This window comes from Poseidonibacter parvus, from assembly GCF_001956695.1.
Taxonomy (GTDB): domain Bacteria; phylum Campylobacterota; class Campylobacteria; order Campylobacterales; family Arcobacteraceae; genus Poseidonibacter; species Poseidonibacter parvus.
Genome location: NZ_CP019070.1, coordinates 832,426 through 856,478, shown reverse-complemented (window position 1 = coordinate 856,478; position 24,053 = coordinate 832,426). Strand labels below are relative to the sequence as shown.

Sequence of the window (24,053 nt, the reverse complement as noted above, 5' to 3'; positions counted from 1 at the left end):
AAAGGATAATTAATGAGAGAACCTTGGCAAATATATTTAATGATGTTTGTAGTTGTTATCTTAATACTTCTTGGAAAAAAGATGATGTTTTTTTCCAATGATAAAGAAGATACTAAAAAGAATAAGCCTAAGGATAAAAATTGATTAATTCAAAAATAATTGATTCAATTTTCTCTTCTGCATCAATCCAAAGATGGAATGATTATCCAAGAATGGTAGAACTTGTTGAGCTTGATAAACAAGCTCATAAGTTTATCATTGCATATTTTATTGCAAAACTAGAAAAAGATGTAAACTATACACACTTAATAGAAGCAGGTATTTTTGAGTTTCTAAGACGTGTAGTTGTAACTGATATTAGACCTGACGTATTTAGAAAAGCCTTACAAAAAAAATCTAAAGAGATAAACACTTGGGTTATCTCAAAACTATCACCTTCTTTAAAAGATATAGACAATGGAACATTTTTACAAAAATTTGAAGACTATTTAAATAATCCTGAGATTTATAAAAAAGAGAGATTTATCTTAAAAGCAGCTTCTTACTTAGCTACTAAATGGGAATTTTCAATTGTTTATCAAACCAGTCAATTTTTAACAGATATTGAAGATGTTAAAAAAAGTGTTGAAGAAGAAATTGAAGATTATTATGAATTAATTGGTGTTAGAAAAATTGCTTTAAATAAAAAGCTTGCAAAAGTTATTGATTTAAGTGGTAGACTTCGATTTCAAAAACGTTGGGCACAAACTCCAAGAGTTCCTGAAACATCAGTTTTAGGTCATATGCTAACAGTTGCAATATTTGGATACTTTTTCTCAATTGATGTAAATGCTTGTGATAAAAGAATTCAAAATAACTTCTTTACCGCTTTGTTTCATGATTTACCAGAAGCACTAACAAGAGATATAATAACACCAGTAAAATATTGCGTGGATGAATTATCAGATATTATTGCTGAGTATGAATTAGAAAAAATTGAAGATGATATTTTACCAAATGTACCAGAGGAGTTACATAATGAATTTTCATATATTTTAGGACTTTATGATGGTAAAAAAGAAGAGTTTGAAAATAAAATCTATGAAGATAAAATTGAAGTTGTAGATGATGTATCAAAATATAATCAAAACAAATACAATCCTATTGATGGACTTGCTTTAAAACAGTGTGATAAATTATCAGCATTTGTTGAAGCTAGTTTATCTATTTCTCATGGTATTAAATCAAAAGAACTTATAAATGGGAAAAAAGAGATTTTAAAAAGTCTAAAAGAAATTCAAGGAATTGATTTTAAAGAGATTGCAAACAATATTGACCAAGAGTTTGGTACGACTGGACAAACTCAAGTTAGAATAGATTTTGATTAAAATATAGCTTTTAAAAGCTATATTTTAAGTTTGCGTAGAAATATCTTCCTGGATCGTTTAGTAATTCAGTATCTCCAACACCTATGTATTTAATGTCATTATATGTGTTTGTACTTGCATAAGTTTTATCTAAAACATTATCAACCCCTAATGTAAATCCAAAGTTTTTATTTAGTTTATTGTTATATTTTAAATTAACTACAGCATATCCAGCTAACTCTTGTTCTCCATTATCACTATCGTAGTTATCCCATCTATCAACTGCAATAATTTCTGAAGTAATTTTTGAACTATCAAATTCATAATTTAATGCAATATTTGCTTTTAATGGTGGAACTTCAGCTAAATCTTTATCATTTTGTCCGCTAAGACTTTCATCTTTTTTACCTCTTTGGAAAGCAAGACCATAATCAATCGAGAATTCATCATTCATATAGTAAAACCCACTTACATCAATACCATAAATTTTTGCATCAACATTTTCAAAAATTCCTGTTCCATTTTTACTGTAAATATAATCTTTTAATACAGAATAGAATATTTTTGTTCTAATGTTAAAACTACCTATTGTTTTTTCAAAACCAATATCAGCTTCATAGTTTTTAGTATCTTCTAAATCATTATTATTCCCACCATAATATAATTCTCTTGCATCAGGTACTCTTGATGATTTTCCAATTCCAGCAAAATATTTAGTATTTTCATCTGCATTATAAATAGCAAAAATATTTGCGTTTAAAGCAGTATATTTTCTATCAGTTTTAGTAGAATTAATTGAATCTATATCAGTATAATCATATCTAAGCCCTGCTTCTAAATCTAATTCACCAAATGATTTTTCTATTTCTGTGAAAATTGCCTTATTTGTAGTATCTGTAGAAGCCAAAGTAGTAGCTATTGGCGTGCTTATTCCAGTAGCTACTGAAGTTGAGTAACTATTTCCTTTCCAATTTCTTACACTAGTATCTAATCCAATAGTAACTAAAGAGTCTGCAACTTCCATACTATTTTTTATTTTTGTTCCCCAAATTGATGAATTCATATGATTAGTAGTATAATTTGTAAGTCCTGCTAATCTCAAAGACGTATCCATTGGATGGTCAACATTAGAATAGGAATAATTTATATTTAAATCTTTAGAAAAATCACCTAAATCTCTAGCAACATAAGCAACTGAATAAATATTTGAGTCATCGTAAGCAGCATCCATTGGAGTATTAGGATACAAAACGTTATCACTTCTATTTGCTGTATATGATAACTTTACTTCTGAGTTATCATCTATATTATATACCACTTTTGTTAATAATGTTTTTTTTTCGAAAGCTTCTAAATTACTTTCTGAGTAAGCTCTTCCACTAACCAAAGGATTAGGAGAAGTTGTAATCCCATTTTGAATTTGCTGTTCTAAGAAGTCATTGCCATTTCCATCTTCATATTGATCACCTTTTTCTATAGAAGTTGAAACTAGAACTTTAAATTTATCAGTTCCACCACTAATACTAGCACTAGCTTTTTTATATCCAAAACTTCCAGCACCAAGATTTATCTCACCACTTACTTCTTTACTTGGTTCTTTTGTTTTTACTATTACATTTCCACTAAGTGTTCCAAAGTTCTCTACATCATAAGGACCTTCAATAACTTTTACACTTTCAATATTATTTGATAAAATGTGAGATGTAGGAGGATCCATTCTATTTGGACATGCTCCATATATTTTTGCATTATCAATTAAGATATTGATATTATCTTTTTTTTGACCTCTTAGAATAATATCATTTGCAATACCACTTCTTCTTACAATTGAAATTGAAGGAATATTTTTAGTAAGTGCTTCAGCTAAATCAGCACTTTTGATTTGTTCATTACTAACATCTTTTACTATTTTTGTATTTACTTTTTCTTCTACATTTATAGTTTCTAAAGTTTGAGTCTCATTTGCATGTAAAATAATACTTGCACAACATAAAGATAAACCAATAATTTTTTTCATTAAAGTTCCTTAAAATAATTTATTCGTAATTATCTCAAAGAGTTGTTAATTTTCTGTTAACTTTTATTTATCTTTGTTAACTAATTAATTTTAATTTTTTGCTAAGATGAGATATAATTACAAAAATAAAAAGGAAATCATTTGAGTAAAATAACATTAGATATTGATGATAAAAATATTGAAACTGTATTAACAATTTTAAATAATCTAAAACCAGGTTTAATCAAAAATTTATCTACAACTTCGAATAATATAAATTCTAGAATGCAAGCAAAAAAAGTATTAAAACAACAAAATATAGAAGAAGATGAATTTATGAGTAAAAGACCAAGTATGGGTAAATACTTGTCAAAAACAGAATACAAAAATAAATTACAAAAGGTTAAATAATGCAAATAATTCTATTTTCGTTAATAATTTTAGCAGTGTTGATATACATAATTTATAAGATTAAAAGATCATTTACTAAAAAAGATTTTATTATCTTTTTTGTAATAATAACAGCTATAATTATAGCAATTACGTACTACAATAATTCACAAGAACAAAAGTTACCAAATGCATTTAAAGCAAATTACTTACAAGAAAAAAATATTGAAATTTCTAAACTTTCCTATACACAAGTAAATTTTGAAGTTTTAAGAAGTACAAAATTTGTATATGATTTTTTATATATCATAAAAAAGAATGATAAAGAATATGTTTGTGAAGCAAAAAATGTTGAAGTTCAAAAAATTGAAGATGAATATATTTTCAAAAAATACAATGAGAATTGTAGATTAAAATAAAGTATTAATAATACTTTATTTTATATAATCCTAACTTATTATCACCCAGGTTTAAAACTCTTTTTTGTTTTACAAACTTGTGGAAATAAACAATTATCACAATCAGGTTTAACAGCCTTACAAATATATCTTCCAAATAATACCATTGCTTGATGAAAAATATGTAAATCATGACCTTTTAGTTTTTTAACTAAATCAGCTTCAGTAATTTCAACTGTTTTACCATCAGATAATCCAAGTCTATGTGCAACTCTAAATACATGTGTATCAACAGCCATTAAATTTGCACCCTCAAACTCAATCATAAATACATTTGCAGTTTTATTCCCAACACCTGCTAATTTCATTAGCTCTTTTTGAATATGGGGAATTTCTCCATCATAATTATCAATAACACTTTGTGCCATTTTTATAATATTTTTTGATTTATTATTAAAAAATGAACATGATTTTAGTAACTCTTTTACATCATCAAGTGAAGCATCTGCTAACTCATATACACTTGGATACTTTTCAAATAATGCAGGAGTAATTATATTTACTCTTTTATCCGTACACTGTGCTGAAAGTATAATAGCTATTAATAGCTCATAATCATTTTTATAATCTAGCTCTGTTACCGCATCTGCATACTTTTCTACAAAGGCAACTTTAAGTATTTCTATTTCTTTTTTTGTGGCTTTTTTCATATCAAATCTTTATATCTTTTAAATTTTCTTAATTTTTTCTATTTCATCTCTTAATCTAATTGCTTCTTCAAAGTTTAAATCATGAGAGGCTTTTTTCATTTGTTTATTTAATTCAATTAAAATTTTCTTTCTCTCAGCAGCTGGCATTTTTTCAACTTTTTCTTTTTTCCAAGCTAGTTCATCATACTCTTCAAGTTTTAAACTATCATCTAATTTTCTCTTAGTAGATTTTGGAGTTATTCCATGTTCTTTATTATGAGCTTCTTGAATTTTTCTTCTTCTATTTGTTTCATCAATTGCGAACTGCATTGAATCTGTAATTCTTTTTGCAAAAAGAATTACTTTTCCATTTTCATTACGTGCACCCCTACCCATTGTTTGAATAAGTGCAGTACGTGACCTTAAAAATCCTTCTTTATCTGCATCAAGTATTGCAATTAGGGAAGCTTCTGGGATATCTAAACCTTCTCTAAGTAAGTTAATTCCAATTAATACATCAAATTCGCCAAGTCTTAATTGTCTAATAATATGATTTCTTTGAATTGCATCAATGTCAGAGTGCATATATTTTACTTTAATACCTAAATCACTGTAGTATGAAGCTAATTCTTCTGCCATTTTTTTAGTTAACACTGTTACTAAAACTCTTTCATTTTTTGCAATTACTCTTTTTATTTCATCATGAAGTTTTTCAACTTGAAATTCTGAATCCATAATTTCAATTACTGGTTCAACTAAACCTGTTGGTCTTATAACTTGCTCTGCTACTACTGAACTTAACTCAAGTTCTAGTTCATTTGGTGTTGCACTTACAAAAAGAAAGCTTGGAGCTTTTTTAATAAACTCATCAAATTTTAAAGGTCTATTATCCAAAGCACTTGGAAGCCTAAAACCATAATCAACTAATACTTCTTTTCTAGACCTATCAGCTGCATGCATCCCACGAAACTGTGGAAGAGAAACATGTGATTCATCAACAATTAGTAAAAAGTCTTTATCAATTTGTTCAAAATAGTTCATTAAAGAGTATGGTGTTTCTCCTGGTTTTTGACCAGTTAAATGTCGAGCGTAATTTTCAATTCCCTTACACATTCCAGTTCCTTCAATCATTTCTAAATCAAATTCAACTCTTTGTTTTAACCTTTGGTACTCAACTAATTTATCATGTTCTTTTAAGTTTTTAAGTCTTTCATCTAACTCTTCTTCAATTTGCTTTACAGCAACAGAAAGCTTATCATTTGATACAACAAAAGGATTAACAGAATAAATAATTATCTCTTTTAAATCTTGAGTTTTATTATTTGTTAAATACTCATGTTTAGTAATAGATTCAACCTCATCAGCAAAGAATTCAACTCTAATAAATTCATCTTCATAATATGCAGGATAAATATCAATTACATCACCATTTACTCTAAAATCAGACCTATCAAAAAATTTATCATTTCTTTTATATCCCATTTCTACAAGTTTTAGCAGTAATTCTCTTTGAGAATATTCAAAACCAACTTCAAGTCTTTGAACCATTGCTTGGTATTCTTCAGGATTCCCTAAACCGTAATTTGCCGAAACTGATGCAATTACAATAACATCATCAAAAGAAAGTAGCGATGCTGTAGTACTAAGTCTTAATCGTTCTAACTCTTCATTTATAGATGAGTCTTTTTCAATAAATAAATCAGATCTAGGAATATACGCTTCCGGCTGATAATAATCATAATATGAAATAAAATATTCAACATGATTATTTGGAAAAAATTGTTTGAACTCTGAATATAACTGAGCAGCAAGTGTTTTATTATGTGTCATAATAAGCGTTGGTTTTTGAGTTTTTTCAATTACCTTTGCCATTGTATAAGTTTTACCAGAACCAGTTACTCCTAAAAGAGTATTGTATTGATTTCCCGCATCAAGAGAATCACTTAAAGCTTTAATTGCTTGTGGTTGATCTCCAGAAGGAGTATATTCACTTATTACTTCAAATTTTGTGATAATAAATCCTTTTATTTAGAATTATTTTCTGTGATTATAGCTAAGATTTAATTATGAATTCTTTTATATATCACTTACTTATATTTTTATATTATTTATAAAAGTTATCTTTTATATAATAAGATGTAAAATACAACTAATACACTCATACAAGGTTCACCATATTAAAATTGTCATCCCAATTAATAATTATTATATTAATTTTTTCATCTTCACTGTTTTCTTATGACTTAAAAGAGATAAAACAAAAAGGTGAATTAAGACATTTAGGAATGCCTTATGCAAACTTTGTAACAGGTTCAGGTGATGGATTATCAGTAGAAGTTATGAAAGGCTTCGCTAAACATTTAAATGTAAATTATAAATTTGTTCCTTCAAACTTAGAAAAATTCTTTGGAGATTTAACAGGACAACATGCTAAAAATAGTGAAAATGGTCTTAAACTTTTAGATAATACACCAATTATAGGTGATGTTATAGCTAGTGGATTAACTATTTTAAATTGGAGAGAAGAAGTTGTGAATTTTTCTAAACCAACATTTCCTTCTGGAGTTTGGTTAATCGCAAGAGCAGAATCAAAGCTAAATCCAATCAAACCTTCTGGAGATATACAAAAAGACATAAAACAGGTAAAAAGTTTCATAAAAGATAAAACTGTACTAGCTATTGAAGACACTTGCTTAGATCCAAGATTATATAATTTAAAAAATACAAATGCTAAAATCTTATTACAATCAAAAGAAATAAAACTAAATGAATTAGTACCAGCAATTATGAGTAGGAAAGCAGAAACGACTTTATTAGATGTTCCAGATGCACTTGTTGCTTTAGAAAAATGGCCAGGATTAATAAAAGTAATAGGTCCAATATCAAAAAAACAAAATATGGCAGTAGGATTTAGAAAAGATTCACCAGAACTACTTAAAGAATTTAATATCTACTTAGAAAAAATTAAAAAAGATGGAACTTATAATGATTTAGTAAAAAAATACTATCCAGATATATTCTATTATTATGGAGATTTCTTTAAAAATGATTAAATCCTTTAGGATAAAAAATTTATATATTATTATTGGTGGTTTACTTATAATTGCTTATATACTATTATTAATATCAACTACATATTTAGATCAAAAAAAGATTGAACAGTATCAAAGTAAAGAAATACAATCTCATATAAAAACTAAAGCTGTAACCCTAGAATACTTTTTTAATTCTATTAAAAAAGATTTTAATGATATTAGTAATAAGAAAGAAATTTATACATATTTTCAGAATAAAGACTTAGGTATGTCGATGCAATATGGACTTAAAGCTTCTTTATTAAGAATTGATAGAATATTAAAATACAATATTGATATAAAAAATATAAACGGAATTAAATCATTTAAAGAAATCAATATATACACAAAAGATAATAAAGTATTATCTACAAGTAATATAGACAATCTTATAGATTTAAAAAACTTGGACTTAAAAGAAGATGCTGAATATAATGAAGCAAGATTTATAATCAAAAAAAATGAAAATAAAATTGATGTATATTTATACAAGAATATTTATTTTAAAAATCAATCAACTGCAAAAATAATTGCCTCAATTAATATAAATACTATCTTTAAAAAACTAATACAGTTAGATAATACTTTAGCTTTATACTCTATGGAAGGTTATTTAGAAAATGATTTATCTTCACTTAATAAAAATAGTTATTTTGATATTAATATTAAAAATACACCTTTTATTCTACGTGGAATAAATCAAATAAATACAAACAGAAGTTTTTTTTCTAAATGGTTTGTACTATTTTTAGCTTTACTTGCTCTACCAATATTAGTAGTTTTATATTTCTTAATTTTATTAAATAATAAAAACATTAAATTAAATGAAGAAAAAAATATAGTAAAAGTTATGCTTCAACAATCAAAAATGGCAGCTATGGGAGAAATGATATCAAATATCGCTCATCAATGGAGACAACCACTATCTGTAATATCAGCAGGTGCTACAGGTATGAAAGTAAATAAAGAATATGGAGTGCTAAATGACGAATCTTTTTATGAAACATGTGAAAATATAAATATCAATGCACAATACCTTTCAAAAACGATTGATGATTTTAGAAATTTTATTCTAGGAGATAGACAAAAAACTAAATTTTTATTAAATGAAAATATTAATAACTTTAATAACTTAGTTGAAGGTGTTGTAAAAAACCATAAGATAAATCTTATTTTAGATACAAGTTCTAATATTGAAATAATGGGATATCCAAATGAACTTATACAATGTTTTATAAATATATTTAATAACTCTAAAGATGCTTTTGTAGAAAACAATATCAAAAATAAATTTGTTTTTATATCAACAAGTATTGAAAATAATAAAGCAATTATAAAAATAAAAGATAATGCAGGGGGAATAGATGATAAGGTCTTACCTAGAATTTTTGAACCTTATTTTACAACAAAGCATCAATTACAAGGTACAGGAATTGGACTACATATGACTTATAGTTTAATTGTTGAAGGAATGAAAGGAACAATCAATACAAATAATTTAAGTTACAAATATAAAAGTAAAAATCAAAAGGGAGTAGAATTCATAATTACACTCCCAATTAAATGATTTTTATGAAAATGTTTTTCTTAATCCTTTTAGCTTATGAACCACAAATAAAACAATAAAGCCAATAATAAGGCCTAATACCAAATCATTTATAATTGAAGGAATAGATGTTGGTAAAAAATGATGTATTAAATCAATATTATGAGATAAAATCCCGCCACCAACAAGTATCATAGCAACTGTACCAACTATTGATAGTACCATTATTAATTTAGGCATTAATGCAATAAAGAAGTTTCCAAGACTAATTTTTTCTTTTTTAATAAACCAAAAACCTAAGTTATCAATTCGTACAATTAATGCCACTATTCCATATACTCCAAAAGTAGCTATTAACGCAACTATAGTTGTAGATATAATTTGAGTTGTTAAAGGTTTATCAAGTACTGTAGTTAGTGCTAATACAATTATTTCAATAGAAAGTATAAAGTCTGTAAAAACAGCTGATTTAATTTTTTCTTTTTCTATTTCTACAATATTTTCATTTGTTGAATTCTTTAAAATTTCTTCATCATTATTATTTGATTTTTTATGAAAATACTCTTCTATTTTTTCAGCACCTTCATATAAAAGAAATAAACCACCTAATACTAAAATTATAGTAATCAACCAAGGAGCAACAGAGCTTAAAATAAAAGCAATAGGTAAGATTATAGCTTTATTTTTTAAAGAACCTTTTGTTATTTCCCATATTACTTTTAATTCTCTATCTTGTTTAAAGCCAGTTGCTTTTTCAGCATTTACTGCTAAATCATCACCTAGTATTGCTGCTGTTTTCTGTGTTGCTATTTTTGTACTAACTGCAATATCATCTGCTAATATTGCTATATCATCTAAAAGTGCAAATATTCCTGATGCCATTTAATGCCTTGCCATATAATAAAATAAAATTGATACATCTTTACTAGACCATACAATATCTTGAGATAATTCTTCTCTACCTTTGAAAACATCAACCTTATTATTAAATTTATTTATAATCTTTTGAGTTTCATTAACTAATAAATCATTATTAATATTAGTAATTAACTCATGAAATAATTCATTGTTATTGGGAACAAAAGAACCTTTGTTTTTTTTAATTAAAGCCATTATTAAAGAAACTTGCCAAGTATGCCATTCTATTTTATCAAGGCTTGAGGCTGGTTTACTTACATAATCTAAAGATTTAAAAGAATCAAATACAACTCTTGCGGCTTTATTTAAAGAGTATTCATCCATTCTTTCAATTTTTTTAGGAATCTCTATATTTGAAAAATTTAATTTTTTGTAATCAGATTTTTCATAATCTATTTTATTCTTATTTGATTTATTTTTTTTCTTACTATTAATATTTAATAAAATTACGAGTAAAGAAATACATATAATTAATAATATAAGTATTCCTATTACTAAAATTGTATTCATATATTTACTCCTATGAATTCATAATTGATTATTTTTATATATTTTTTATCACAACAAAGAGAAGGAATATTTACATATTTTTTATCTTTAAACTCAAAAGTTGAGCCTTGGTGGTAATGACCTTCAATAATTATATCACTTTTATAATTATTAATTCTTTTTTTTACTAATAAATTGAAATCTTTCATTTTATGACAGATATTTTTACCTAATAGTGAAGAATCAATTTTTTTAGAAATAAAATTTCCAAAATCAATCATATTTAAAAACTTTAATAATATAGGATTTCTAATTACTGAACAATATAAATCATATTGCCAATTAATAAAATTATCACCATGAGATAAAGCAAGTGTTTTATCTTTATATTTTCCAAGAAGTGGTTGCTCTTCTCTTTTTAAAACTTGAATATGAGGAAAGAGTTTTTGTAAATTATAATCATGATTACCTTCTAAATAAAATATTTCTATATTTAAAGACAGTTTATTTAAAAGCTGTATTAATATTTCATTTTGTTTTATAAAGTATTTACTTTCACCTGATAAAAAATCGAAGTTATCACCCATTAAAATAAGTTGTGAGCATTCAATCTTCTTAGAATCTAATTGTTCTAAAAAGACTAAAAACTCTTTATTCTTTAAGTTGTAGTGAGAATCTGCTACAAAAATAGCATTGTCTTGAAGTTTAAGGAACATAAGCTAATTTAGGGATTCCTTCATTTTCTTCAAACCCACACATTAAGTTTGCATTTACAACAGCTTGTGATGATGCGCCTCTTAATAAGTTATCAATAGATGAATTTATGAATAATGCCTTTTTATTTCTAGCTACAAAAACATCACAAAAGTTTGTTCCAGCTGTTGATTTAATATCTACAGCACTTTTTCTAACTCTTACAAATTCATTGTTTTTGTATGTTTCTTCTAAGATTTCTTCAACATTAACTTCATCTTTTAATGTTGCATAAACTGAAATTAGCATTCCTCTTGTAACAGGAATTAACTGAGGCACAAAATTGATTTGAAACTCTTTGTTTTTTACTAATTTTATTTTTTCTTCAATTTCTGGCATATGTCTATGTTTGAAAGGATTATAAGCCATCATATTTTCATTTAAATTTGCAAAATGCGCAAGTTCTGTTAGTTTTTTACCAGCTCCACTTATTCCAGATTTTGCATCAATAAATACTTGTGTACCTTCTTCAATATAATCAACAAAAGGTAATAAAGCTAAAAGTGAAGCAGTAGGATAACATCCTGGGTTTGCTACAAGCTTTGCACTTGAAATTTCTTCTTTATAATATTCAGGTAATCCATATACTGAATTTGGAATATTATCTTTATCCTCATGAGCACAATAATGCTCTTCGTAAGTATCAAGTTCTAGTCTATAATCAGCTGATAAATCAACAACTTTTACATCTAAAGCTAATAACTCTTTGGCAAAAGACATTGAAGTTTTATGAGGAAGTGCTAAAAATGCTAAATCAGCTTTTGCTGCAACATCATTAGCATTTGCTTTTGACACTTCAATATTTAAAACATCTTTTAAACAAGGATGTAAATCTTGAACATTTATATCCCCTGTTGAGTTTGCTATATAAGTGATAGTAAATTTTGGATGAGTTAAAAGTAATTTAATTAATTCTAAGCCAGTATAACCACTAGCTCCAATAATTGCTACGTTCATTATATTTTTAATTCCTCAAATTTTACACTTAAAACTTCAAAAGTTTTAATTCCACCTGGAAGAGATGCTCTAATTTCATCACCCTCTTCTTTTCCTAATAGTTGTTTTGCTAAAGGAGAGTTAAATGAAATTAAACCTTTATCAACATTAGCTTCAACTCCACCTACGATTGCATATTTAAATTCTTCATCCGTTTCAACATCAACTAATTCCATTGTTGAACCAAAACTTATTTTATTATGTGGAAGTGTTGCTGGATCAATAATTACAGCTTTAGAGATAATTGCACCTAATTCAGCAACATGTGAATCTATAAGAGCAAGTTTTTCTTTTGCAGCATGGTATTCTGCATTTTCTTTTAAATCTCCTAATTGTCTTGCTTCATCAAGTTCAATTACTGTTTCAGGTCTTTCTTTTGATTTTAGAAAATCTAATTCTCCTGTAATTTTTTCGTATCCGACATTTGTCATTGGCTCTTTATCCATCAACATCTCCAATCTTTAATTTATGATATAATAGCGAAAATTTTTAAAAGAGTAGTTTAGATGAAATATGATAGAACAAAAAAGCTTTTTGGTGATGAGACATTTAATAAATTTCAAGATACCAAATTATTACTTTTAGGTGTTGGAGGTGTTGGAAGTTTTGCACTTGATGCCCTTTATAACACTGGAATAACAAATATTACCATTGTTGACTTTGACACTTATGAAGAATCAAATATGAATAGACAATTAGGAAGTGTTGGAAATATTGGTAGAGTTAAAGTTGATGTTATGAAAGAAAAATATCCAAATGTTATAGCAATAAATGAAAGAATAACAACTGAATGGATTGATGAGTTTGATTTTTCATCTTATGATTATATTTTAGATGCAATCGATGATGTAAAACCAAAGGTTCATTTAATCCAAAGACACTATAAAAAGATTATTACAACAAGTGGAGGAGCTAAAAGAATAGATCCAAGTAAGATTGAATATAAATCAATTTGGGATACTTTTAATGATCCATTTATAAGAAAGATAAGAACAGAATTAAAGCAAAAAGGATTTAAGAAAAAGTTTAAAGTAATTTTTTCATCTGAAAACCCTTTATGTATTGAAAAAGGTAGTTTTGAGGGAGTTACGGGTTCATTTGGTTTAATGATGGCTTCTGTGACTATACAAAAAATACTTAGTAAAATGAAAAAATAACTTAAAGTTACTTAAAGAATAAAACATATATAATAGATTACTAAAGAACTAAAAGGATTAATATGAGCGGAATTAGTGGTAGTGTTGAACAAATGACACAAGCGCATTTAAGAAATGTTCAACAGTTAGCAGTGTTTTATACTGGTCACAATAATATTTACGCAATTAATATAGCAAAGGTAAAAGCCTTTATTATCACTAATGAAGTAGCTATTAATGATACTCCAACTGACTCTGATGTAATCGCAGGAATTGCAACAATTAGAGGAGAACCAGTAACTTTAATAAACCTAGATGCATGGTTAGGATTAAAAGCTTTACCTGTTGATGATTATAAATTAATTATTTTTTGTGAATTTAATCATAAAAAAATAGGTTTCCTAGTAAAAGATATGCTTGATATTGTAGAAAAAACTACAGATCAATTAAGACATACAGAAGAAACAAATTCAAAAATCACTTATACAACTTATGTAAAAGTTCAAGATAAAGATGAACTATGTACTACTTTTAATGCAGAACAATTATTAAGAGATATTGGTTGGACTGATGATGGAGAAGATGATTTACAAAAATATGTAGATGGTAAACTTAATTCTGAAAAAGTAATACTAGCAGCTGAAGATTCAGGAGTTGCAAGAGAAGTATTAAATAGCTTCTTCAAAAAAACTGGTGTTAAGTATGAGATATATACTAATGGTACACAACTTATAAAAAGAGTTGAAGAATTAGACCCAGATTCAATTGGTCTAATTATAACAGATATTGAAATGCCTGGAACAGATGGATATCAAGTAGCGTCATTTATTAAAACAAATTCTAAACTTAGTCACATACCTGTAGTTGTAAACTCTTCTATGACGACAGATGCAGTACGAGGGAAAATGGATCAAATTGGTGTTGATGGTTTTGTTGGAAAAACTGATATTCCTAACTTATTTGAATTAACTAAAAAATTCTTACTATAAACTATTAAAATTAATTTTAAACTAGAAGATAATCTTCTAGTTTAGTTTTTTTCTAACCACGTTTTAAAATCTTCTATTTGATTTTCTGTTTGTTTTGTTGATGTTCCACCTATTGATGTTCTAGCGTTCATAGAATTTCTTAAATCTAAATACATAACAATTTCTTCATCAATATTTTTAATTTCATCATTTGATTCTCTAATTTCTTCAACAGTTAATTCACTAATATCTTTATTTAAACTATTAGCTTTTTCAACTACATCTTTTGTAATATAATATGCAGTTCTAAAAGGCATATTTTGTTTTTGAACTAAAAAGTCTGCTAAATCAGTTGCACTTAAGTGCCCAATTTTACAAGCATTTTCCATTTTATCTACATTTACAATCATTGTTTTTATTACTTCATTTAAAATCTTTAAAGAAATTTCAATAGTTCTTACAGAATCAAAAACACCCTCTTTATCTTCTTGGGTATCTTTATTATAAGCTAATGGTAAACCTTTCATAACAGTAAATAATGAAATCAAGTTTCCATAAACTCTTCCCGTTTTACCACGTAAAAGCTCAGGTACATCAGGGTTTTTCTTTTGAGGCATAATTGATGAAGTTGTAGCATACTCATCACTCATTCTAACAAACTGAAACTCATAAGAAGACCAAGTTACAAGCTCTTCAGAAATTCTTGATACATGCATCATTGAAGTTGAGATATTAAATAAAATTTCTAGTGCAAAATCTCTATCTGAAACTGTATCCATAGCATGTGCACTTGGTGCAGTAAATCCTAGTTTATCGCTTGTACTTTGTCTATTTATATTATGTGGAGTTCCAGCTAGTGCTGCACTTCCTAAAGGTGAATAGTTGTTTCTTTCATATGAACTTTCAAATCTTTGAAAATCTCTTTTAAACATATTTGCATAAGCTAGCATATGATAACCAAAGTTAAGTGGTTGTGCATGTTGCAAGTGTGTCATTCCTGGAATTAAAGTATCTGTGTGTTTTGAAGCAACATTTACAAAAGTATCAACAAGTTGTTTTAATTGCTCTTTTATTGAAAGTGATTTTTCTTGAACATAAAGTCTAAAATCTGTTGCTACTTGGTCATTTCTACTTCTTGCTGTATGAAGTCTTTTTCCTGGTTCTCCTATTATTTCAGTTAGTCTATTTTCAACTGCCATATGAATATCTTCATAAGCTAGTGAAAATTCAAACTTTCCAGATTCGATTTCATCTTTTACTTGTAGTAAACCAGACTCTATTACTTCTTGTTCTTCTTTTGTTAAAATACCCTGTTCACATAACATTTGTGAGTGTGCAATTGAACCTTTTATATCTTGTGAATAAAGTTCTTTATCGAACATAATTGAAGCGTTAAATTCATCAAGAATTTGTGCATTTGTATTTTTTAATATTTGATTATTTTGATTTGACATCTATTTTCCTATATATGAAAAGCATTAATTTTTCGTATTATAACATAAGTGATATTATTTAAAAGCTGTCATATCCATAGGATCAGTTTTTGCTATTTTTGCGTATTTTTTTATACCAATTAAACAGTTGATAAAAAATAAAATATTAGAAATAATAAAAGCAATTGCTCCTAAATATAGAAAAATATTTATAAAATAGCCTATAATAAAAAAAACTACAGAAGATAAATGAATAAAAAAATGATATTTAATCTTTTTTTCTTCAATAAACTCTCTAATAGTAGGAAGTGAAAAATATCCCTTTGAACTTAAATGAAACCAAGCTAAAAATGGAATAATCTTATAAACCATTCCTTGTAATAAAGAATAAACAAAACCAAAACCAAAAATAATAGCTAAAATAAAATTTGATTCAAAAATATCAAATAACCATAAAACCATAGAAAAACTTAACATAAATAAAGATAGTTTCCAATACCACAAAGTAACATCAAATACGGGTCTTCTTCTATTATTTAAAGAGTTTAATCCAAAATAAGAAAAACTTAAAAACATTCCTGCAAAAATCAATTTTAAAATAAAAATATTTATCTCAAAGAAGAAGAAAAAAGCTGTAATAAATAAAAGTGAAAAGACAATCAAAGGTAGTTTATTTTGTACAAATTTTGGAAAATCTTTTGATACATAAAACATCGGTATTACTTGAAAAGAAACACCCATAATAAGTAAAAGTGTAAAACCAAAAAGTGCAAATAATATATGTGAATTTACAAAAGAATAATAATTATCAGGCATAGAAGAGCTTATATGAAAGAAAGCTAGAATTAATCCTAAAATAAATGTAATCAAACCTGATATAGAAAATAATCGCATTGCTTTTACAGTTGAAGTTAAAAATTCAACTTTAAATAGTAATTTAATACATAGAGTAAAAAATACTAAAAAAGAAATTGATAAAAACAATACTCCAATATGCAAAAACATTTTAATATCAAAGATAAAAGATAAAGTAAACCCAAGTGTTCCAAGTACTAAACTAGAATGTACAATATTACCAAAGAGTAATGGCTTTTTTATAACAGCACCTGCAAGAACTGGCATCATTTGTTGCATTGCTCCAAATATTATCATAGATAAAATACCCAAAGTAAATAAATGAACAGCTCCAATAGCAAGAGGTGAGTATTGATTTGTAATTTCTAAAGGTGAAGAAAAAAGAAATAATAATCCTAAAAGTACTCCAAAAATAGGAGCACTTAAAAAGAATCTAAAAGGAACACTAATAGGAGGGGCTTGATCTAAACTTAGTCCTTGATTGAACAAAATATTTATATAGCTTTCATATTTTCTACAACATCGCTTACCGCATCACCTAAATGAGCATCAGCCATTGCATACAGCATTTGTTCTTCTTTCATATTATGTTGTTGCATTAACATCATTAAACTTTCACTTACACCAAAAAAATGATTTTTATCTGTAGAGTTTACATCATTTTTTAAATCTTCTAAAAGTCCTCTCATCTGTTCATGTTCCATTCGCATCATTGCCGTTGGCCCTTGAGTCATTCCTGTTTTACTTTCAAAAGCACTAAACATTACTTTTTCTTCCATATCAAAGTGATGTAATAAATCATTTGAGAATTTGATTAACTTTGTGTTAGCTTCTTCCCAGTTTTCGCTTGCAACTTCATTTTCCATACTTGCAAACTCTTCATCACATGCTCTGTGATCTTGTGTTAAAAAAGATGATATCGTTTCCATTATAATGCCTTGTTTTAATTTTTAACATTATATAAAAAAGCCTAAGACTTTAAATTGATAGCAATCAATAAAGTACTATGAAACAATAATCTTAATAATATTTGCTAAAAGCATAAAAACAAGAACAACTATTAAAACTTTTTTTATAAACTCTTCTCCACCCTTAATAGCATAGTGACTTCCAACCCATGAACCAGCCATATTTGCTAATGCCATTGGCAAAGCAATCATCCATAAAACCTTTCCTGCAGCTACAAAAGCAATAGCAGAACCTAAATTTGTAGCTAAGTTTAAAGGTTTAGTTGAAGCTGTTGATACAATATAATCTAAATGTAAAAACTTTTTCATAGAAATTGTCATATAAGTTCCAGTACCAGGTCCTAAAAGTCCATCATAAAAACCAATTGGTGCAGTTGCAACTACAATATTTTTACTTGTAAGTTCAGTTTTTTCTTCTACAATTGTATTGCTTTTTTTAAATAAAAAAAGTAAAGCAATAGGAATTGATATTAAAATAGCCCACTGAATAATTTCATCTGATAAAAACATTACTAGTTCACTTCCAATATATGAAGCTATTAAGCAAGGAATTATTGCAATACTTACAACTTTTATAGATATTTTTTTACTAAGATAATATTTAATTGTTGCCATTGTAACACCAAATAAACTAGCCATTTTATTTGTTGCAAGCACAAAAACAGGAGGAATTCCACTTAATAGCAAGACAGGAACTTGAACCATTCCTCCACCTCCTGCAATTGAATCAATATAACCTGCTATAAATCCAGTAATTATAAAAATAATAATCCATGTATATGTAATATCTTGTAAAAATTCCATTTCTTCTCTTTATTTTTCTGCGAGTATAACTGAAAATAACATATTAGTTAATTAACTATTAATTCTAGTATGTCATTATTTAAAAAGAATAAAAATTAAGGAGTTAAAATGTTTGCTATTTATAACAATGGTAGTGTTTCAATGAGAAGTACAGCTGATAATTTATATGATTTAAAACAAATTGATGCTCCATCAAATATTCAATTAAAACCAGATGATGATACATTATTTCAAGATTATATGGATTCAAAAAAAAATGAAAGTTCAAATAATCAAAAAGCTTTAAATATCTATAAAAAAATGGCAAATATAGATACAACAGAGCCAGTTTATCATGTAAAAGACATAATGACTAGAGATTGTGCAACAATTGATTCTAAACAAACTATAAAAGAAGCATACGATATTTTAAAAGAATTAAATATTAGTCAAGTTCCTGTAGTAACTTTTGGGAAGAAAATACAAGGTTTAATTGATAATAAGACTATCTTAAATTTAATACTTGAAAATCTTGATAATACTGATGAAATTTTAAATAGAAAAATAGAAGATATTTATTTACCTGAATTAATTACAGCTGATCCAATATCTGATATTAGAAGAGTTTCAAAAGTAATGATTGATTTCAAACTTCATGCAATTCCAATTGTAGACGAAGAAGATATAGTAATAGGTATTGTTTCAAAAACAGATATTATAAAAGCTGTTTCTAACTTACCACATTTACAACTTTGGTCATAAAAAAAGGCTTATGCAAATAGCACAAGCCTTTTTTAATATTTGATAGTATTTATAAAATTAAATTGGTAAAACTCTTAAGTTTTCATCAATTTTTTGTTGTAATACAGATTCGATTGCATATAAAGTTCCAGTAGACCCAGACGAACATCCTGAACATGAACCTAAGTATCTGATATATAAATCATAATGAGGAATATTTTCTTTAATATCAATAATTTCCATGTTTCCACCATCCATTACTAACATTGGTCTAATATCTTCATCTAATACTGAATCAATTGCTTTAATTCTTTGAACTAAAGTCATTTTATCAAAAGTTAATTCTCCAGATTCAGAAGCATCAGCTGCTTCTTTCATTTTAGATTCTGCCATTTCAGCTCTTGTATCAGCTAAAATATCAACTAAGTAATAATCCATTTCTTCGTGGCCACCTGGCTTAATACATGATTTACAAAATGCACCAGCTTTTGTAAAGTCAGTAATTTGCTCAACTGTAGTTAAGTCATTGATTTTGATAACTTCTTGTAAAGTTGCTAATGAAACTCTTGCACATTCACATACAATAATTTCAGTTTCAAAAGATTCCATATCAACACCTTTATACTCAGATGCTGCTTTTTTAATAACATCATAAGCCATAACAGAACAGTGCATTTTTTGAGGTGGAACAGCTGGAGTATCTGGATTATCTCTTAATGCTTTTTCAACATCAATATTTGTAATCTTAACAGCTTGATCAACAGTTTTACCAACACATAATTCAGCCATAACATCAGAAGATGCAATTGCAGTACCACAACCAAAAGATTTGAATTTTGATTCAACAATCTCATCAGTTTCTTCATTTACTGCCCAGTATAATCTTACTGCATCACCACATGATTCTGCACCAAAATCAGCAACAATAAGTTTTGTTCCTAATTCTTTAGCTCTTTCTTCTGTGATTTCACCTTGATGTTGAGGGCTATTCATTCTATTTACAACTTGATTTGAGTATTCATCCCAAATTGATCCGCTAATTAAATCATTTTTTGCCATATCATTTTCCTTTATTTATTCTTTATTTTTTATAATTCTGATTTGTGAGATTGTGGTGCATAAGCATAAGAGCTTGAAATACCTCTTAATCTTTTAACAGCATTTACAATTACATCAATTGCATAATCAATTTGCTCTTCTGTATTAAATCTACTTAATGAAAATCTAACACCTGTGTGAGCTAATTCACTATCGCTTCCAAAAGCATTCATAACTGGGTTTGCTTCTAAATCTTCACTAGCACATGCACTTCCTGTAGAAGCTCCAATACCTTTTTGATTTAAATCCCATAACATTGATTCACCTTCAACACCTCTAATTGAAATTAAAGTTGTATTTGGAGTTCTATTATCTTTTCCACCAATTACAATAGTTTCTGGTAATTCTAAAATTGCATTTTCTAATTTATCTCTTAATTTACTTACATGATTTTTTTCATAAGCAATTGCCATAGTAGATGTTGCTAAATGCATAGCCCATCCCATACCAACCATTGATGCAACATCAACAGTACCAGCTCTTTTTCCACCCATTTGCTCACCACCGTGAAGTAAAGGAGTTAATTCAGAACCTTTTTTAACATATAATCCACCAACACCTTTTGGTCCATGGAATTTATGAGCTGAAAATGAAAGGTAATCTAAATTACAGTCTTGAACATCTACTGGAACTTTTCCAATAGCTTGAGTTCCATCTGAATGGAAAGCAACTCCAGCAACTTTACAAATTTGACCAATTTCTTTAATTGGAAAAATTTTACCAGTTTCATTATTTGCCCACATAATTGTAACTAAAGCAGTATCTTCTCTAATAAATTCTTTTACTTTTGATGCTTCTAAAACACCTTCTTCATTTACAGGTAAGTAAGTAACTTCAACACCTTGTGTCTCTAAGAATTTACAGGCTGCTGTAATTGCTGGATGTTCTACTTCACTTGTAATCACGTGATTTTTGTCACCTTTTAATATCTTATCAACCCAGATACCTTTAATAACTGTATTATTACTTTCAGTTGCATTCCCAGTGATAATAATATCATCTTCGTCTGCTGCATTAATACCTTCATATAAGAAGTCAAGTGCTTCAACCATTTTAGGGTGAGTTCCTGCTCCAAATTTGTGTAATGAGTTAGGATTTCCATAAATATCACAAAAAAATGGTTTCATTTCTTCGAATACTTTTGGATCAACTACAGTTGTTGCGTTGTTATCTAAATAAACATCCATCATATTTTATATTCCTATTTGTTTGATATTTTTAATTTTAAATTAATATATTTGTTAAATTGATTTTGTATTTTAGTGTAAATAGGATAAATTTTGTCTTAATTAGAATTCTTTCTAAAAAGCTTATATCAAATCGTAACACTAAGGCAAAAATAAAAGTAACTTATATTAAGATATTTTATAAATTTTGCACGTATTATAGTGCAATTGTAATAAAAAAATAGATAAGCTTTTATTTTTAAATTATCGAATATATAAAAAGGATAAAAATGCAAACAAATATTTTAGGAACAAATTTAGAACTATGTTGTTCAAGCCCAATTACTGGATTTTATAGAGACGGAATATGTAGAACTAGCCAAGAGGACACAGGAACACATACAATATGTGCAATATTAACAAATGATTTTTTACAATATTCAAAGTCAAAAGGAAATGATTTAACAACACCAATGCCCCAGTATGGATTTCCTGGTTTAAAAGAAGGAGATAAATGGTGTTTATGTGCTTTAAGATGGAAAGAGTCTTATGAGGCTAACTGTGCTCCAAATATTATTGCAGAAGCTACATCGATTGCTACAACAAAATTTATAGAAAAAGAAATACTCTTAAAGTATGCTATTTAGTTATTAAATACTAAAGTGATGTTAAGATTAATATGAGATAATAAATAAAAATTATTAAAGGAAAGTAAATGAAAAAAATCATATCAGTATTAATGATTGCATTAATCTCATTAGGTATATCAGCATTTGCAAAAGAAAAACTTACAGTTGGAATGGAACTAGCTTACCCTCCATTTGAAATGAGTGATAAAGAAGGAAACCCTCAAGGTGTTTCTGTAGATTTTGCAAAAGCTCTTGGAAAATATTTAGGAAGAGAAGTTGTAATTGAAAATACAGCTTGGAGTGGATTAATTCCATCTTTAAAAACTGGAAAAATTGATTTAATTATTTCATCAATGACAATAACAGAAGAGAGAAAAAGATCAATTAACTTTTCAATTCCTTATGCACAAACATCTTTAGCAATTTTAGCAAATAAAAAATCAGGTGTTTCAAATATTGATGAATTAAATGTAAAAGGCAAAAAAGTTGCTGTTAAAAAAGGTTCAACTGGACATATTTACGCAACAAAAAATTTACCTAATGCAGATATTTTAGTTTTTGATAAAGAGAATGCTTGTGTTTTAGAAGTAGTTCAAGGTAAAGTTGATGGTTTTTTATATGACCAATTAACAATATTTAAAAACTATGCACAACATAAAGATACAACAGTTGCACTTTTAAAACCTTTCCAAAAAGATCCTGAACATTGGGGAGTTGCAATTAATAAAAAGAATGTTGAATTAAAGAAACAAGTTGATGAATTTATCAAAAAAGCTAAAGCTGATGGTACGTTTGCAACTTTTGCAAAAACTCATTTAACTGAAGCAAAAGCTACTTTTGATGAGTTAAAAATTCCATTTTTCTTCTAGGAAAAAGCTATCTTTAGAATTAAAAATTTATTTATAAACGAAACAACTTTTAAAAAAGATTTCTCCCTTTCAAAGGGAGTTTATCTTTTTAACTTAATCTTTCTAGCTATTATTGTAATAACACCTGTTTATATTATGTTCTCAAATATCTCTTATGATTTTAATTGGGCTCATGTATATGAATACAAACAAAAATTCATCAATGGTTTTTTTATGACCATTACAATTTCATTTTTTGCACTTATTTTAAGTTTTATAATCGGACTATTTTTTGCATATGCACAAAATTCAAAACTAATAATTCTACGATTTTTTGCAAGATTTTATATTGAAATAATAAGAGGTACTCCCTTACTTGTACAAATACTTATTTTCTTTTATGTTTTTGCTAATAACTTAGGTTTTGATAATAGATATATTGTAGGAACATTTATACTTGCAATATTTTCAGGAGCTTATGTATCTGAAATAATTAGAGCAGCATTAGGTTCTGTTGAAAAAGACCAATTTGAAACAAGTGTTAGTTTAGGAATGAGTAACTATCAAACATATAGATATGTAATTTTTCCTCAAGCTTTTAAAAGAATGCTTCCTGCCTTAACTGGTCAATTCGCTTCTATTATCAAAGATTCTTCTCTTTTATCAATAATAGCAATTAGCGAGTTTACAATGAATGCTCAAGAAGTTGATGCAATTACCTACTCTACTTTAGAAAGTTATATTCCACTTGCAATTGGATACTTAGCTTTGACTTATCCTGTGTCATATTATACCAATAGATTAGAGAAAAATATTAAATAGGACTTTTTTTG

Annotated in this window: 26 protein-coding genes; 12 read left to right on the top strand and 14 right to left on the bottom strand. The window is 27.0% G+C overall.

Translation table 11 applies throughout. The annotated features are described in order from the left end of the window. Positions 1 to 12 precede the first annotated feature (12 nt). Both LPB137_RS14710 and LPB137_RS04190 read left to right on the top strand, forming a co-directional pair. On the top strand, positions 13 to 144 hold the full coding sequence (locus tag LPB137_RS14710; RefSeq protein WP_272936866.1) for a hypothetical protein: 132 nt from the start codon (positions 13 to 15) through the stop codon (positions 142 to 144). Beyond that, entirely contained in the window at positions 141 to 1,367 is a 1,227-nt protein-coding gene (locus LPB137_RS04190; RefSeq protein WP_076084774.1) for an HD domain-containing protein, read from the top strand. Before LPB137_RS14710 ends, LPB137_RS04190 begins: the two co-directional genes overlap by 4 nt. A 10-nt stretch (positions 1,368 to 1,377) precedes the next feature. On the opposite strand, the gene LPB137_RS04185 is transcribed toward LPB137_RS04190, so the two are convergent. Continuing rightward, complete coding sequence (locus LPB137_RS04185; RefSeq protein ID WP_076084771.1) at positions 1,378 to 3,363, bottom strand: TonB-dependent receptor; 1,986 nt, start codon at positions 3,361 to 3,363, stop codon at positions 1,378 to 1,380. A gap of 141 nt (positions 3,364 to 3,504) precedes the next feature. Here LPB137_RS04185 and LPB137_RS04180 point away from each other — a divergent pair, with 141 nt between their 5' ends. Continuing rightward, positions 3,505 to 3,753, top strand: a complete 249-nt coding sequence (locus LPB137_RS04180; RefSeq protein ID WP_076084768.1) for a hypothetical protein — start codon at positions 3,505 to 3,507, stop codon at positions 3,751 to 3,753. Further along, entirely contained in the window at positions 3,753 to 4,151 is a 399-nt protein-coding gene (locus LPB137_RS04175) for a hypothetical protein (protein ID WP_076084765.1), read from the top strand. Before LPB137_RS04180 ends, LPB137_RS04175 begins: the two co-directional genes overlap by 1 nt. A gap of 41 nt (positions 4,152 to 4,192) precedes the next feature. Here the strand turns inward: LPB137_RS04175 and nth are convergent, their stop codons facing one another. Continuing rightward, positions 4,193 to 4,840: an endonuclease III gene (gene nth, locus LPB137_RS04170; protein WP_076084762.1), complete on the bottom strand. Its 648-nt coding sequence runs from the start codon at positions 4,838 to 4,840 to the stop codon at positions 4,193 to 4,195. A gap of 18 nt (positions 4,841 to 4,858) precedes the next feature. Next, positions 4,859 to 6,832: an excinuclease ABC subunit UvrB gene (gene uvrB / locus LPB137_RS04165; RefSeq protein WP_076084759.1), complete on the bottom strand. Its 1,974-nt coding sequence runs from the start codon at positions 6,830 to 6,832 to the stop codon at positions 4,859 to 4,861. A 170-nt stretch (positions 6,833 to 7,002) separates the two neighbouring features. Between uvrB and LPB137_RS04160 the strand changes: the two genes are divergently transcribed. Further along, complete coding sequence (locus LPB137_RS04160) at positions 7,003 to 7,872, top strand: transporter substrate-binding domain-containing protein (RefSeq protein WP_197682250.1); 870 nt, start codon at positions 7,003 to 7,005, stop codon at positions 7,870 to 7,872. After that, on the top strand, positions 7,865 to 9,460 hold the full coding sequence (locus tag LPB137_RS04155) for a sensor histidine kinase (RefSeq protein ID WP_076084754.1): 1,596 nt from the start codon (positions 7,865 to 7,867) through the stop codon (positions 9,458 to 9,460). Before LPB137_RS04160 ends, LPB137_RS04155 begins: the two co-directional genes overlap by 8 nt. Positions 9,461 to 9,463: 3 nt before the next feature. Here LPB137_RS04155 and LPB137_RS04150 read toward each other — a convergent pair whose 3' ends face one another. From LPB137_RS04150 to greA, 5 genes are read right to left on the bottom strand one after another with little or no spacing between them, the layout of a single operon-like run. Next, positions 9,464 to 10,321 carry a DUF808 domain-containing protein gene (locus LPB137_RS04150; RefSeq protein ID WP_076084752.1) on the bottom strand — a complete coding sequence of 286 codons (858 nt, stop codon included), beginning with the start codon at positions 10,319 to 10,321 and terminating at the stop codon, positions 9,464 to 9,466. Then, complete coding sequence (locus LPB137_RS04145) at positions 10,322 to 10,867, bottom strand: hypothetical protein (RefSeq protein ID WP_076084749.1); 546 nt, start codon at positions 10,865 to 10,867, stop codon at positions 10,322 to 10,324. Beyond that, complete coding sequence (locus tag LPB137_RS04140; RefSeq protein WP_076084747.1) at positions 10,864 to 11,562, bottom strand: UDP-2,3-diacylglucosamine diphosphatase; 699 nt, start codon at positions 11,560 to 11,562, stop codon at positions 10,864 to 10,866. Before LPB137_RS04140 ends, LPB137_RS04145 begins: the two co-directional genes overlap by 4 nt. Continuing rightward, positions 11,552 to 12,556, bottom strand: a complete 1,005-nt coding sequence (gene argC, locus LPB137_RS04135; RefSeq protein WP_076084745.1) for an N-acetyl-gamma-glutamyl-phosphate reductase — start codon at positions 12,554 to 12,556, stop codon at positions 11,552 to 11,554. Before argC ends, LPB137_RS04140 begins: the two co-directional genes overlap by 11 nt. Continuing rightward, positions 12,556 to 13,041, bottom strand: a complete 486-nt coding sequence (gene greA, locus LPB137_RS04130) for a transcription elongation factor GreA (RefSeq protein WP_076084743.1) — start codon at positions 13,039 to 13,041, stop codon at positions 12,556 to 12,558. Before greA ends, argC begins: the two co-directional genes overlap by 1 nt. 60 nt (positions 13,042 to 13,101) lie before the next feature. On the opposite strand from greA, the gene LPB137_RS04125 reads away from it, so the two are divergent. Together LPB137_RS04125 and LPB137_RS04120 are read left to right on the top strand one after the other, a co-directional pair. Then, complete coding sequence (locus LPB137_RS04125; RefSeq protein ID WP_076084741.1) at positions 13,102 to 13,752, top strand: ThiF family adenylyltransferase; 651 nt, start codon at positions 13,102 to 13,104, stop codon at positions 13,750 to 13,752. A 62-nt stretch (positions 13,753 to 13,814) separates the two neighbouring features. Further along, entirely contained in the window at positions 13,815 to 14,720 is a 906-nt protein-coding gene (locus LPB137_RS04120) for a chemotaxis protein CheV (RefSeq protein ID WP_076084739.1), read from the top strand. 41 nt (positions 14,721 to 14,761) lie between these two features. On the opposite strand, the gene argH is transcribed toward LPB137_RS04120, so the two are convergent. The 4 genes from argH to LPB137_RS04100 all read right to left on the bottom strand — a co-directional run bounded on the left by argH (position 14,762) and on the right by LPB137_RS04100 (position 18,759). Beyond that, complete coding sequence (argH, locus tag LPB137_RS04115) at positions 14,762 to 16,153, bottom strand: argininosuccinate lyase (RefSeq protein WP_076084737.1); 1,392 nt, start codon at positions 16,151 to 16,153, stop codon at positions 14,762 to 14,764. Positions 16,154 to 16,207: 54 nt separating this feature from the next. After that, positions 16,208 to 17,476 carry a hypothetical protein gene (locus tag LPB137_RS04110; RefSeq protein WP_076084735.1) on the bottom strand — a complete coding sequence of 423 codons (1,269 nt, stop codon included), beginning with the start codon at positions 17,474 to 17,476 and terminating at the stop codon, positions 16,208 to 16,210. Positions 17,477 to 17,481: 5 nt separating this feature from the next. Next, a complete protein-coding gene (locus LPB137_RS04105) occupies positions 17,482 to 17,916 on the bottom strand; it encodes a hemerythrin domain-containing protein (protein WP_076084732.1) in 435 nt (144 codons plus the stop codon). Positions 17,917 to 17,991: 75 nt separating this feature from the next. Next, positions 17,992 to 18,759 carry a sulfite exporter TauE/SafE family protein gene (locus LPB137_RS04100; RefSeq protein WP_076084729.1) on the bottom strand — a complete coding sequence of 256 codons (768 nt, stop codon included), beginning with the start codon at positions 18,757 to 18,759 and terminating at the stop codon, positions 17,992 to 17,994. Between the two features lie 108 nt (positions 18,760 to 18,867). Here LPB137_RS04100 and LPB137_RS04095 point away from each other — a divergent pair, with 108 nt between their 5' ends. After that, a complete protein-coding gene (locus LPB137_RS04095) occupies positions 18,868 to 19,500 on the top strand; it encodes a CBS domain-containing protein (protein WP_076084726.1) in 633 nt (210 codons plus the stop codon). Positions 19,501 to 19,557: 57 nt separating this feature from the next. Here the strand turns inward: LPB137_RS04095 and LPB137_RS04090 are convergent, their stop codons facing one another. Both LPB137_RS04090 and LPB137_RS04085 read right to left on the bottom strand, forming a co-directional pair. Beyond that, complete coding sequence (locus LPB137_RS04090; RefSeq protein ID WP_076084723.1) at positions 19,558 to 20,538, bottom strand: iron-sulfur cluster assembly scaffold protein; 981 nt, start codon at positions 20,536 to 20,538, stop codon at positions 19,558 to 19,560. Between the two features lie 29 nt (positions 20,539 to 20,567). After that, positions 20,568 to 21,764 carry a NifS family cysteine desulfurase gene (locus LPB137_RS04085; protein WP_076089204.1) on the bottom strand — a complete coding sequence of 399 codons (1,197 nt, stop codon included), beginning with the start codon at positions 21,762 to 21,764 and terminating at the stop codon, positions 20,568 to 20,570. A gap of 269 nt (positions 21,765 to 22,033) precedes the next feature. On the opposite strand from LPB137_RS04085, the gene LPB137_RS04080 reads away from it, so the two are divergent. The 3 genes from LPB137_RS04080 (at position 22,034) to LPB137_RS04070 (ending at position 24,042) form a co-directional block, all read left to right on the top strand. Then, positions 22,034 to 22,390 (top strand): DUF2237 family protein, encoded by a 357-nt coding sequence (locus LPB137_RS04080; RefSeq protein WP_076084720.1) that lies wholly within the window; start codon positions 22,034 to 22,036, stop codon positions 22,388 to 22,390. Between the two features lie 68 nt (positions 22,391 to 22,458). Continuing rightward, positions 22,459 to 23,241, top strand: coding sequence for a transporter substrate-binding domain-containing protein (locus tag LPB137_RS04075; protein WP_076084717.1), 783 nt, complete (start codon positions 22,459 to 22,461; stop codon positions 23,239 to 23,241). Between the two features lie 135 nt (positions 23,242 to 23,376). Continuing rightward, positions 23,377 to 24,042: an amino acid ABC transporter permease gene (locus LPB137_RS04070; protein ID WP_228144692.1), complete on the top strand. Its 666-nt coding sequence runs from the start codon at positions 23,377 to 23,379 to the stop codon at positions 24,040 to 24,042. Positions 24,043 to 24,053: the final 11 nt, after the last annotated feature.

What these genes read in the sequence shown, in the direction of transcription:
- LPB137_RS14710 (WP_272936866.1), top strand. Translation starts at nt 13, where the DNA reads ATGAGAGAACCTTGGCAAATATATTTAATGATGTTTGTAGTTGTTATC.
- LPB137_RS04185 (WP_076084771.1), bottom strand. Translation starts at nt 3,363, where the DNA reads ATGAAAAAAATTATTGGTTTATCTTTATGTTGTGCAAGTATTATTTTA.
- LPB137_RS04175 (WP_076084765.1), top strand. Translation starts at nt 3,753, where the DNA reads ATGCAAATAATTCTATTTTCGTTAATAATTTTAGCAGTGTTGATATAC.
- nth (WP_076084762.1), bottom strand. Translation starts at nt 4,840, where the DNA reads ATGAAAAAAGCCACAAAAAAAGAAATAGAAATACTTAAAGTTGCCTTT.
- LPB137_RS04155 (WP_076084754.1), top strand. Translation starts at nt 7,865, where the DNA reads ATGATTAAATCCTTTAGGATAAAAAATTTATATATTATTATTGGTGGT.
- LPB137_RS04150 (WP_076084752.1), bottom strand. Translation starts at nt 10,321, where the DNA reads ATGGCATCAGGAATATTTGCACTTTTAGATGATATAGCAATATTAGCA.
- LPB137_RS04145 (WP_076084749.1), bottom strand. Translation starts at nt 10,867, where the DNA reads ATGAATACAATTTTAGTAATAGGAATACTTATATTATTAATTATATGT.
- LPB137_RS04140 (WP_076084747.1), bottom strand. Translation starts at nt 11,562, where the DNA reads ATGTTCCTTAAACTTCAAGACAATGCTATTTTTGTAGCAGATTCTCAC.
- argC (WP_076084745.1), bottom strand. Translation starts at nt 12,556, where the DNA reads ATGAACGTAGCAATTATTGGAGCTAGTGGTTATACTGGCTTAGAATTA.
- greA (WP_076084743.1), bottom strand. Translation starts at nt 13,041, where the DNA reads ATGGATAAAGAGCCAATGACAAATGTCGGATACGAAAAAATTACAGGA.
- LPB137_RS04125 (WP_076084741.1), top strand. Translation starts at nt 13,102, where the DNA reads ATGAAATATGATAGAACAAAAAAGCTTTTTGGTGATGAGACATTTAAT.
- LPB137_RS04120 (WP_076084739.1), top strand. Translation starts at nt 13,815, where the DNA reads ATGAGCGGAATTAGTGGTAGTGTTGAACAAATGACACAAGCGCATTTA.
- argH (WP_076084737.1), bottom strand. Translation starts at nt 16,153, where the DNA reads ATGTCAAATCAAAATAATCAAATATTAAAAAATACAAATGCACAAATT.
- LPB137_RS04105 (WP_076084732.1), bottom strand. Translation starts at nt 17,916, where the DNA reads ATGGAAACGATATCATCTTTTTTAACACAAGATCACAGAGCATGTGAT.
- LPB137_RS04100 (WP_076084729.1), bottom strand. Translation starts at nt 18,759, where the DNA reads ATGGAATTTTTACAAGATATTACATATACATGGATTATTATTTTTATA.
- LPB137_RS04095 (WP_076084726.1), top strand. Translation starts at nt 18,868, where the DNA reads ATGTTTGCTATTTATAACAATGGTAGTGTTTCAATGAGAAGTACAGCT.
- LPB137_RS04090 (WP_076084723.1), bottom strand. Translation starts at nt 20,538, where the DNA reads ATGGCAAAAAATGATTTAATTAGCGGATCAATTTGGGATGAATACTCA.
- LPB137_RS04085 (WP_076089204.1), bottom strand. Translation starts at nt 21,764, where the DNA reads ATGGATGTTTATTTAGATAACAACGCAACAACTGTAGTTGATCCAAAA.
- LPB137_RS04080 (WP_076084720.1), top strand. Translation starts at nt 22,034, where the DNA reads ATGCAAACAAATATTTTAGGAACAAATTTAGAACTATGTTGTTCAAGC.
- LPB137_RS04075 (WP_076084717.1), top strand. Translation starts at nt 22,459, where the DNA reads ATGAAAAAAATCATATCAGTATTAATGATTGCATTAATCTCATTAGGT.
- LPB137_RS04070 (WP_228144692.1), top strand. Translation starts at nt 23,377, where the DNA reads ATGTTCTCAAATATCTCTTATGATTTTAATTGGGCTCATGTATATGAA.